Raw genomic sequence first — 10698 nt, 5'->3', positions numbered from 1 at the left:
CGACCAACACGCCGCTCAGCGCTGACTTCCATCAGCTAGCCCGATCGTGTAACCATCAAATTCGCTGACCGCACTCACCTACCCATGATGCCGAGATTGGAGCGCTCCGAGTGGGTTGGCCCCATAGGCCCGCCCCGCAAGAGCATCTCCCGCCTAACGCAGCAATCAGTCAACGCACCCCATCGACTCCAGTCCGCCACACTCCAAACCCAAGAACGCCTCCCCTGACATCGACAGCGGCACCAACCGCCCACTCTTGCTAGCCGCCACGCGCACAAACTGCCAATCCTGCCTTGGCCCACCTTCCCGAGGCCTCATCTCCCGATTTTTCAGTGCCAATAATGCAACTAAACTATAGGGATGAGTGGCATCGAAAAGACCTTGCAAGAGGCTCGCGCAAACCCGACGCCAATGTCCGCTTCGCGGATCTGCGCCGGCTATGCGAGCACTACTTCGGTGCGCCGCGTCAGTCTGGCAGCCACCTCATCTTCAAGACCCCCTGGCCCGGCGACCCGAGGGTCAACATTCAAGACAGCCATGGCAAAGCCAAACCCTACCAAGTCAAACAGGTTCTTGCGGCAATCGACAGGCTCAAAAATGGTTGATCCCAAGCACTACACCTATCGCGTGATCTGGTCCGCAGACGATGGCGAATTCGTCGGTCTCTGCGCCGAATTTCCTAGCCTGTCACACCTGGACTCGAGCCAGGGTGCAGCCCTGGCGGGCATCGTCGACCTAGTTGCCGACATCGTCGCGGACATGGAATCCGCGGGAGAGACGCCCCCAGTTCCCATCGCGGATCGCGAGTACTCCGGGCGATTCCAGGTACGTATCACGCCCGAGCTTCATCGCCGGTTAGCGGTTCGGGCAGCCGAGGCCAATGTCAGCCTCAATCGGATCGTCAGCGATCAACTGGCTAAGCCCTGAGCACGCAAGCGCGCACCCGCAAAGTCCAACAGATGCCGCTCCCGCCGCGTCGTGCCGAGTGATTCCCAGCCCCCGCATCGCGCGGGAGCCGGCCCACTCACCCCATCGACTCCAGACGGCCGCGCTCCAGCCCCAGAAACGCCTCCTCCGACACCACCCGCGGCACCAACCGCCCGCCCTTGCCCGCGACCATATGGACGATCTGCCGATCCTGACTCGGCCCGTAGCTGACGTGGATCGGCAGGTCGTCCCCATAGAAATAGAGCCGATCGAAGGGGGTGCTCGCCAGGATCCACTGTGCCACCTCCAGCATGCTCTCGTCCTCGACGAGGAAATCCACCGCCGCGCCCAGCCGCTCGCAGACCCGATTGCCCAGCCGGTTGACCTCGTGCGCGGCATGCTGATCGCGCTTCGGATCGATGCGGCCCGGGATCTTGCGTGCCAGCTCCGGCGAGCAGAAGCCATAGGTCAGCCGGATCATGCCGAAGTAGTCGATGACGGGGTCGAGCACCTGCTCGGCCAGCTCCAGTAGCGCGTGATAGCTCTCGGGCTGCTTGGGAAGATTCGCCAAGCCGGTGCTCGCCTGGGTCTCGCCGCACGCGATCAGCTGACGGAAGGTGAGAAAGCGCCCGCAGGGATCGTCCAGCTCGGGGACAGACTGGACGCGCACGAGATCGAAGCCCTCAATCGTCCAGCGATGCCGCGCCAGGGTCTCCGAGAAGATACCGGGGGGCGGCCCATAGCCGGTGAGGTCGAAGAGTCCCAGAGCGTCCAGCGCCGCCTCGAAGGCGAGCTGCACCGGATAGCTCGGGAATTCCTCATTGATGTAGCGCGACTTGTCGAAGAGGAATGGCGGCGCATACTCCTCGCCATAGGCGAAGTAGTCGATATCCAGGTCGCGCAGCTTGATCTTAACGCGCTCGATCAGGCGCGGCAGGGGCCGGCCCTCGAAGTCGTCGTAGCGCATCAGGCTGACCTTGCCCGAGGCGATGTGGATCTTCACCAGATCGGCGTTGCGGTAGTCGCCATAGAGCACGGCGGCACAGCCGACGTAGATGCGCAGCAGCGGCGGGAGCTGCTCGACCAAGCTCACATGCAGCTGCAGCGACTGCCCAGGCTCCAGCCAGCCCAAGCCATGCTCGGCGGCCTCGCGACAGGCGTCTTCGATGGCGGCAATGTCGGCGATGCGAAACAGCAGCTCGGTCGACTGCGCCTTGGCCGTCGCATAGTCGCCGAAGAAGGCCTTGATGTCGCGTTGGAGTCCGCGCTCCAGATGACTGTAAGGCTTACGCCACTCGAAGAACTGGAGCGCGAAATAGACCTCCAGGTCGGCCACCCGCGCGGCAGCCGCCTGCTCGATCGCATCCGTTCCATAGCGCCCTTCGAGAAACCGCAGCGCCTTGGGCAGCGAGCCGAAGCCTTCCGTCAGCACAACCAGATCCTCGACCTCGGACTTGTCGGGCTTGCGGCCCAGGCGCAACCACAGCTCCCACAGGCGCTCCAGCGGCTCGCGATAGGCAGCGTGCTTCTCCGCCGCCCGATCGCGCCGCTCGCGAACGACCCGCGCCCGAACGACCCGCTCAGGCGGCCGCGCCGTCGGCTCACGCAACCGATTGCGCCGCGTCCGGTAGCGGTCGACGAGAAAACGCTGCTCCACGTCCTTGTCACGGAAGACATAGAGCACCCCGGGCGCGACCGGGATCGCCTCCTCGTCCAGAACCTGCTCCACGAAGGCCTTGATCTCCGCCTGGGTGTAATACTTCTGAAAGGTCCCGCGCTGAGTCATGACCCCATCGCGAAAGCGCTCGCCGCGTGGGTCGTTCTGATTCGACAGCATCACCGAGACCACCAGCAGCCGCTCGGCCAGAGACCAGGCGCGCGTCAGGGCCTCCAACCGCGTATCGAAGTCCTCAATGACGTTGATGACAAACCCCAGGTTGACCAGGTCGGCGTATGCAATGGGGTTGTCCGGCGCGTAGTACGGATCCCAACCCGACGCACTGAGTCCGTTCTCGACCAGCCCGCGCACGTCGTCACCCCGACCGCAACCGTAGTCGAACAGCCGATGTCGCCCATCGAGGAAGCCATAGCGCGCCAGGGATTGGATGGGGGCGGAGAAGCCGTAGCGAACCAGGGCGGTCAAGTGGCGCGAGGCTTCCCAGCCGGCCTGTCGGGGTTCCTCCTCCTCCAACGCCACATTCGATTCCTCGTTGCCCAGCGGGACAAGCGTGTAACCGTCGAGGCGATAGCCCTTCTCCCGAATGAGCGCAAGCCACTGCCGTTGGTAGCCAATGCGCCGAGGATCATCGAATAGGCCGACGAGTTCACAACTTTCCGTGAGCGCCGCGCACGCCTTTCGGCGCGGATCATCCTCCGCCAGCAGAAGCTCCTTGCGATGCAGAATCGGCGGATTCAGCGAGTCAGCATAGGTGCGGTAGCTCACCGAGCGCTGGACGAGGTCGACCAGCCAACTTTCCTGAAGGGCAGGAAAGGCGTCATCGTCGAAAGTTGGATAGTTCAAGAGCGCGAGACGGGAGTCAGAATCATCAAAACGCAACAGATTGAACTGCGCGTACCGCTCGACCCCAGCCAACATTTCGGCCGCCGCAACGCGAGCCGAGGTTTCCGAATCTAGACATGCCAGCGCACGGACATGGAGGTAAGTTCGACGCCCGACGATCTTGCTCGGAATCACAGGCATCAAATGCGATCAGCCATCTCTATGCAGCCGCCTTGAACTCGCTTATGTACTGAGCGATCTCCACTGGAATCTGTCCCGTTTCGAACAGCCGGCGGGCCAGGGCCGCTCGATTTTCGTCGAATCGCGTATGTGCCCGGTGGCTGACGTACTTGAGGGCGGCTTTACCATCGAGCATACGGACAAGACGTTCCCATCGCTGAGTTTGTGGAGCCATATCCGCATCGAATCGGTCGATCCTCGTGCGCGCACTCCGCATCGATTCGGCGGCGTCAACGACGCCCTTCTTGGTCAGAAGGCTCTCCAGCTCGGCGGTGAAATCGGTGCCGCACAACAAAGGATTGCATCCGTATGCTTCAGCAGGAGGCGAAATATTCTCGGCTTTCGCCGCCACGGTTGCCGCCGTTCTATCTTTCAACTCCTCGGCACATTCGAGGCACAGTGCAACCGTGGATTCGATCGAGTGCTTCGACGTCATCCCCGCATCGTTGGCAACAGTGGACATGGCACCGGGGTCGAGCAGGTAGTTTTCCAGTTCCCAGCGCAGCAGCACGCGGATGTGAATTCCATAGGGACGGGCCGTCAGAAACAAATCGTCCTGATGCTCCCACCACAAGGGCCAGTCCTGGTCGTTCAGCAGAACGTCCCGATCGACGATGCCGAATGCACTGATTCCATCCGACCTGGCTCCCTTGACCAGGTCGATGACCGCACCGCAACCGCCACCACCGGTGCCTTTCTCGTAGGTGTCGGCGGATTGAAAAACAATGTCCTCGCCCTCGTTGAAGAACCACCGCTGAGCGATGATCTCGAAATCGTCATTCGACTCCAAGAAGACGACTGCTCCGCCGCGTTGCTTGAGCACCAATTTGTCTGTCTGTTTCAACTTCTTGAACGCGCCCATGTCCCTTGAAGTAGCCTCCTAATGCAGATTGTCCTCAATGATCCATCCTCCTTTGACCAAGCCATCCTCCCGTATATCGACCGGAAAAGCCTCCAGAATCTCGACAGAGTGAGTGGCGGCGATGACCGTCGTTCCGGGTTGTCGACGGACCTGCTCTTTCATCAAATTCAACGCCTTGTGCTGCCATCGTACATGCAGGTGGACATCGATCTCGTCCACCAGGATCCATGTATTACGGGTACTGTGAGCGCCAATCCGCAAGAAGAGCTGAGCTAGATTCTTTTCTCCGCTGGAGAGACGGTCCAAGCGGTGTGTCTGATCCCCGCTATGGACGACAGCCTCTGGCGGAACTCGGCGGATTTCGGGAGCCAGGAATTTGTCTGGGGATTTTCCGAATACGGTATCGTTTACCGTCTTCACCGCATCCTCATAGCTGCCGTTGTTCAACCAGACAAGCCAAACAAGGAGATTGTCCAGTGACTCGGTCCAATGAGTCCCGTGGGCGGCAAACTCCTGAGCTGAACGGTAGCCCCAATATTCTGGCTGAATAATCGGCCGTTCCTCGATGCCAAGAACTGGCGGAATGTCCCGGTAGGCCGGGAAGAACAGGGTCGTGGGCAGACTCAGAGTTGAATTGGCAAAACCCTCCGGTGCCATCCGGCTTGCGTCGATCAGGGTATGTCGCAAGTCTTGAACGAGGTCGTCACGGCGCTCGATTTCCACCAGCCGGCCGCGTGCTCGCTGCCGATACCCTGTCCGGTGCCAACGCTCCGCCCCATACCGCTTGAGATCCGCGTCATCCCAGACCTTCAGAAAAGTCTCCTCGCCAATGTCCCCCGCCAGGAGGGACAGGACGATGCGATGGTCGCTCCCCTGCCAGTAGATCCGAGTCAGCACGTCAAGCTGAATCCGCCCCCGGCCTTCGTCGAGATCCTCATGGCCAAACCGCTCGGGATCGAGCTCACCGAGCTGCCGCATCAGCACCGTCATGCAGTCCAAAACCGTAGTCTTGCCGCGCCCGTTCTCGGACATCAAAAGAAAGATGTTACAAGGGCGGCTCTCCTCGTCGGTGAAATCGATCTCGTAAGGCGATCCCTGGAATGGGCCGACCCGATCCAGGGTCATCCAAAGGGGTTGGAACTCGTAGACGGTCATGTCGCTCATTGAGACCTCCCGCGAACGCTTTGCAGACAGAGCCGGATATCGTCGCTGCCGACACGCACCCCGTGGGCGCGGCGTGCCGCTACTCCGGCTTGGGGACGCAGCAGCATATCGCCTGCACCAAGTAGCTTCTCCGCGCCGGTTTCGTCGAGGATGATCTTGGATTCGGCCGCCGTGCGGACCGAGAGCGCGATGCGCCCTGGCACATTGCTGCGCAGCAAGCCACTGAAGGTTTCGGCATCCGGACGCTGAGTGGCGAGCACCAGATGTATGCCGACGGCTCGCGCTTTCTGCGTAAGTCGCACCAGTGGTTGCTCGGCCTCTCTGGATTGGAACAGCAGATCCGCCAACTCTTCGACCACCACGACCACGAAGGGCAGATCGATCCGCCCCTGTTCGCGCCCCTCGATCAGGTTCGCGACTCCATGCTGACGCAGCAGAAGGGTCCGCCGCTCCATCTCCTCGACGAGCCCATCCAGAGCCTCGAGGGCGTCGCCGATATCCTCGATGATCTGACCGCCCGTCAGATGCGGAAAACCTGCGTAATGGACCAGTTCAACCCGCTTGGGGTCGATCAGTGTGAGTTGGAGATCCTGTGGCTCCAATCGCCAGAGCAGGGATAAGAGCAATGCATGCAAGCAAACGCTTTTCCCGCTGCCCGTGGTGCCTCCGACGAGTAGATGCGGTGCCGCAGCCAGGTCGAAACGCACCGGCTCTCCCAGTACGTCCACCCCCGGCCAAACCGTGAGGGTGGGAACCTCGGTCGCCTGAACGGCCCAATCTCGGAGCCGAGCACCCGGCACAGTATGCCAACTTTCCCGAGGACGGGGCACGTCAAGGGCCAACACCCGCGCCTCACGCTCCCGGTCTTCGTCCTCTTGAAGGAGAATCCCTTGTCGCGTAGACAGTCCCAGGTGCAGCCCAAGCTTGTCCAAGCCCCGCTTGACTCGATCGTAATGATTCACGTCGTCGAGATAGATGCGATACCGGCTGACGCGGGGACCGTCCTCGACCCCGCGAATTTGGGCTGAAACGCCAATTTCCCGCAGCCCTGCGAGGATTTCCTGCCCCAGGTCCGTGCGTGCCGGACGAGGTACGGCATTGACGAACAACTCGTGATAGAGGTAGCCGTGGAAATCATGACCCGGACGCCATGTGGTGCGGATTTCCTGAAGCCCTCTTCGGACATGGCGTTGCAGATAACGGCGGTAGCGCCGTTCAGATTCCTCGCCTTGGAACATGTCCTCGCCGTGGTAGACGCTGAGCAGAGCACGCACGGCTAGATCGTAGTCCTGTCGACCTTCATCGTCCGCCGCAAGGCCGGCACCGGTGAGGCGAGCTAGAGCGTATTCGCTACCACCCAGGCCGCTACCGTCGAAGTCCTCTGGTGGCGGTGTCGGGATTTGCAGCGACCGAGCCAACGCAATGCGTAGAACTCGCAGTTTCGGAACACGTGGAGTTCCGAGCCCATGAAGCACATCGTCGATGGTCTGCTCGTCCCGAGCATCGGTGTAGAGATCGGCCATCGGTTAGCCTCCCTGGATCAGGTCTGCTGCGGCCAACGGCTCAGGAACCGTGTGCTCGCCGTCAGGATTGGTTAGGCGATAAGCACGATAGACGTGTGAGGCGATAAGTCCGAGCTTACGTGCGTCTAGCTCAGCGTCGGTGGGTAAGACGATGACTTGAGCCGCAGCATTGGGGTAATAGTGCCGCAAGATACCTTCCTGGTGAGAAAGATCGATGCGAGCCAGAGGGGTATCGATCACAACTGGAACCTGTTTGCCAGAGACTTCACTGAGCGCCCAGAGCAAAGCGGTCGCCATCAGCTGCTTCATGCCAGCGGAAAGAACACCCATCCCGATAGGCTTACCATCGCAGTCCAAGTAGGACAGGCCAAAATCTTCATCCACCTCAATTCGATCAATCAAATTATGAGAAGTCATCAGAACTCGAAAATGGCGGTTGATAGCCTCCTCCAACTCTTCTCGTCGTTCCTGCTTTCGTTTGTCCTTGAAAGCGGCGAATAGGCCGCCAAGACGCCGTGCAGTAGCAATTCGATCCTCGATAATCACATTCTGGCCGATCTTGGCCCTGATTTGGTCCGCACGTTTCCGCGCATCGTCCAGCTTCCGTTTTAGGCCGTTGGCTTCCCCTTCAAGCTCAGTTTGACGTTTCTTCTTGGTATCTAGATGTCGTTCCAGCTCATCGCGCTCTGTCACATAGCGGTCATAGCGTGACCGCTCTTCTTCCGAGAGCGAGCCGACGTTCAACAAATCGGTCTCTAACTGACGAAGCTCAGCGGAAAATCCCTGCAAGCGGCGCAACTCTTCAGCCCTGGCTGAGCGCAGTGCGTCTGCCTGGACATAGGGTGAGAGTTGGTCACGGGCGGCGGCGGCCGCTTGGGGGTCTGGTGCAAAAGTGGTGTCAAGCGTATCGCTGGTCGCTTCGGCTTCCTGCTCAAGGACGCGCGTCAACTTATATCGATAGTAGGCCCGCTGACTATCGCGGATATCCGGATCAGGAAACGCAGGCTGATCAAATAAGCGCGCTGGCAACGTCTCCAGCAAGGCGTTCAAGACACGCGAACGGGTATTGGCATCGCTGCCAAGTACCTTGTCCAGCCGCTCCAATGCCCGGGTGATCAGAGACGGGTTGGCTAGCAATACGACATCCCGGGGGAGTTGAGCCGAGAGACGATCCAGAGACTCGGCCCGCTGAGCCTGTATGCGCGCCCGAGCGTCTTTCAGCTGGGCCTCGTCGTGACGATGAACAAAGGCGCTCAAGCCCTCGATACGACGCCGGATCCGTCGTAAAGCGTCCGTATCGCTCTCGATCTCCTGCTCCAGGCTAGTTTGCGTCCGGTCCAGCAAATCCAGATCGGCCTCGGTCCCCCTGATCTCTCCCTCCAGACGTTCCAAATCGGCCTTTGCCTGGGGTTCAAGCTCGTCGCGCTCCCAGCGACCGATGGCCTGGTTCAGACTCCCCCGAAGGGCGTCGATCGCGCCGATTCCGAGGAGGCGCTCCATCTGACGTTGTTGCAGATCCCGTTTTGACTCAGCCAACTCCTGAATCTGCTCACCATCGAACAGAAAGAAATACACATAATCTTGTGGTAGTCGACGATCGAGGAACTCCTGGGCTTCCTCGTCCTTGAACGTCTCGGTGGCGGTCGTAACAGTCAAGAGCTCTTCATTGTCCCAGGCTCCATTCTCGATGCACCAGGCGCGTTCAGCGGTGACTCGCCCACTCTCCTCGTTCCAGATCAGTCGAACCGAGCAACGGGTCTGGCCTTCGTGGCGTGCCCGCCGATTCATGATGCCCCACCAATCGTTGCCAGCGCCTTCGACGTATTGCTTGACCGTAGGCATGCGCGTGCGCTGCACCGCGCGACGCAGGGGCTCATAACGCACTCCGGTGAACAAGAGCTTGAGGCTGTTTAGGAGACTGGTCTTGCCGAAGCCGTTGCGCCCCATGATCAGGCAGACATTTCGGCCTGGCTGGGGATTGCCGAGTTGGATCTCCTGAGCCCCGTAATAGGAGAACAGGTTTGTGAGTTGGATACTCTCGAAGATCATGCGGCCGGCTCGGTCCGATCGGCTTGACGCACGGCGTTCTCGACAACCTTGATCACATCGTCCAAAAGCTGCTGATGACTGCTCGGGCTATCCAATGACGGGTAGCGCTCGGTTATCAAGCGATAGAGATCCGTTGCCCAGATACTTTGAACCTCGAAGCGAGGGGCCAGCTCCTCGATCAAGGCGAGGTCGCTGGAAGCGTCTTCAGATGTGACCTTCAAGGAACCAACCTCCCTTCCGAACTCTCTGGCGATGGCCAACGCGCTATCCGTGACATCGAACTTATCGCTCCATTGCTGCTGAATATAAGAGATCTCAGCATCCTCGATCAGCCGGCGTCCTACAGTCTTCTCCAACTCGAAGAGCCGCCGCAGAATCGTTTTGCGTGCCTCGGAATTGAAAGGACCAGGCCCGATGGAGTCGTTGCGGCGGATCCCGTCCCGCATGCTCGTCTCTTCGCGAATCGATTTGAGCCAGTCCCGGAATTCATTGAGTGGCCGCATCCAAGCAGCCCCTGAGTCGATGAATCCACGCATGGATTTATCCTCCTTGACGACGGTGCAGGTCCAGCAACCGAAGCGGCTTCCCCCACAGGATGGGGTGTTGAGGTCCAAGACGACGGGGCATTCGCCCCCGCTCGCCTGCCGATAGAGGTCGAGCATGAAATCGTGGGTTCCGCCCCAGGGCGGCGGATTGTGGGTGAAGAGGTATTCCCAGACCTGATCGGTCGTCCAATCGGCGATCGGCGTCATGACAAGTGCATCTGGGATTTCGCCGTGGGGATTGAGCCCACGGCTGTTGGTGGCGCGTCCTTCCATCCGCTGCGCCCGACCCGCGCTTTCATCAATGCGGGTTCCCAAGAGCAAGACGACGCCTCCATGCTTCCGTACGATACCGTCGATCACCGCCCGAGAAGGCTTGATCTTCATCTTGGTCGTGCACCAGCGAAACCAGCGCGTCGGTGACGGATAGCCCTTCCCGATCAGGTTGCCCCAGAAGCTTTGCTCGGGCGTCGGCTGAACTCGATGCACATGAACGGGCAAGCCGTTGGCGCGTGCGTGACTCTCGATCCGCGACAGTCGGTCCGCAAGATAGTCCTCAACGTTCGGTGCTTCGACACGGGTATCCGATGCAACAATATCGATCGGTTTTGTACCCTCAGGCCCAAACTCCAATAGCATCTCGTAGACCAGCTGTAGCAGGAGTGTTGAGTCCTTTCCACCGGAATAAGCGACCACCCAAGACCGGTGATCCGCAATGTATTGTTCGTAGAGCGACCGCCGAGTTAGCTGGATGTGTTCCGGCTTGCAGGTTGCCCTAGTTAATGACTTTTCAAACATCTGCATAGAAATTCTTGGCTCTCCCGGATTTCGGGGGGTCTAGCGATTCATTTTAAAACAAGCATTTAGTGGCGATTTGGGCGTACACGCAGA

The 10698-nt window shown here is 59.9% G+C and carries 8 protein-coding genes; 2 read left to right on the top strand and 6 right to left on the bottom strand.

Annotation, left to right across the window (positions count from 1 at the left end; all coding sequences use genetic code 11):
- Positions 1 to 341: 341 nt before the first annotated feature.
- Both G3446_RS24380 and G3446_RS24375 read left to right on the top strand, forming a co-directional pair.
- Positions 342 to 605 carry a toxin HicA gene (locus G3446_RS24380; RefSeq protein WP_245232739.1) on the top strand — a complete coding sequence of 88 codons (264 nt, stop codon included), beginning with the start codon at positions 342 to 344 and terminating at the stop codon, positions 603 to 605.
- A complete protein-coding gene (locus G3446_RS24375; protein ID WP_164456220.1) occupies positions 598 to 927 on the top strand; it encodes a type II toxin-antitoxin system HicB family antitoxin in 330 nt (109 codons plus the stop codon). The genes G3446_RS24380 and G3446_RS24375 overlap by 8 nt, the downstream gene beginning before the upstream one ends.
- 97 nt (positions 928 to 1024) lie before the next feature.
- Here the strand turns inward: G3446_RS24375 and G3446_RS24370 are convergent, their stop codons facing one another.
- The 6 genes from G3446_RS24370 to dndC form a co-directional block, all read right to left on the bottom strand.
- Complete coding sequence (locus tag G3446_RS24370; RefSeq protein WP_342450221.1) at positions 1025 to 3448, bottom strand: DNA phosphorothioation-associated putative methyltransferase; 2424 nt, start codon at positions 3446 to 3448, stop codon at positions 1025 to 1027.
- 199 nt (positions 3449 to 3647) lie between these two features.
- Positions 3648 to 4529 (bottom strand): hypothetical protein, encoded by an 882-nt coding sequence (locus G3446_RS24365; protein WP_164456216.1) that lies wholly within the window; start codon positions 4527 to 4529, stop codon positions 3648 to 3650.
- An 18-nt stretch (positions 4530 to 4547) separates the two neighbouring features.
- Positions 4548 to 5693, bottom strand: a complete 1146-nt coding sequence (locus G3446_RS24360; protein WP_164456214.1) for an AAA family ATPase — start codon at positions 5691 to 5693, stop codon at positions 4548 to 4550.
- Positions 5690 to 7216, bottom strand: a complete 1527-nt coding sequence (locus tag G3446_RS24355; protein ID WP_164456212.1) for an FtsK/SpoIIIE domain-containing protein — start codon at positions 7214 to 7216, stop codon at positions 5690 to 5692. The genes G3446_RS24360 and G3446_RS24355 overlap by 4 nt, the downstream gene beginning before the upstream one ends.
- Positions 7217 to 7219: 3 nt before the next feature.
- Positions 7220 to 9265 carry a DNA sulfur modification protein DndD gene (dndD, locus tag G3446_RS24350; RefSeq protein WP_164456210.1) on the bottom strand — a complete coding sequence of 682 codons (2046 nt, stop codon included), beginning with the start codon at positions 9263 to 9265 and terminating at the stop codon, positions 7220 to 7222.
- Positions 9262 to 10611 carry a DNA phosphorothioation system sulfurtransferase DndC gene (dndC, locus tag G3446_RS24345; RefSeq protein ID WP_164456208.1) on the bottom strand — a complete coding sequence of 450 codons (1350 nt, stop codon included), beginning with the start codon at positions 10609 to 10611 and terminating at the stop codon, positions 9262 to 9264. Before dndC ends, dndD begins: the two co-directional genes overlap by 4 nt.
- Positions 10612 to 10698 lie beyond the last annotated feature (87 nt).

Source organism: Thiorhodococcus minor (genome assembly GCF_010820565.1).
In the GTDB taxonomy this organism is placed as follows: Bacteria; Pseudomonadota; Gammaproteobacteria; order Chromatiales; family Chromatiaceae; genus Thiorhodococcus; species Thiorhodococcus minor.
This window is presented reverse-complemented; position numbering and strand designations above follow the sequence as displayed.

Bases quoted from the DNA above. Each gene is read 5' to 3' on its own strand.
- dndD (WP_164456210.1), bottom strand. From the start codon at position 9,265: ATGATCTTCGAGAGTATCCAACTCACAAACCTGTTCTCCTATTACGGG.
- G3446_RS24380 (WP_245232739.1), top strand. From the start codon at position 342: ATGCAACTAAACTATAGGGATGAGTGGCATCGAAAAGACCTTGCAAGA.
- dndC (WP_164456208.1), bottom strand. From the start codon at position 10,611: ATGCAGATGTTTGAAAAGTCATTAACTAGGGCAACCTGCAAGCCGGAA.
- G3446_RS24375 (WP_164456220.1), top strand. From the start codon at position 598: ATGGTTGATCCCAAGCACTACACCTATCGCGTGATCTGGTCCGCAGAC.
- G3446_RS24355 (WP_164456212.1), bottom strand. From the start codon at position 7,216: ATGGCCGATCTCTACACCGATGCTCGGGACGAGCAGACCATCGACGAT.
- G3446_RS24365 (WP_164456216.1), bottom strand. From the start codon at position 4,529: ATGGGCGCGTTCAAGAAGTTGAAACAGACAGACAAATTGGTGCTCAAG.
- G3446_RS24360 (WP_164456214.1), bottom strand. From the start codon at position 5,693: ATGAGCGACATGACCGTCTACGAGTTCCAACCCCTTTGGATGACCCTG.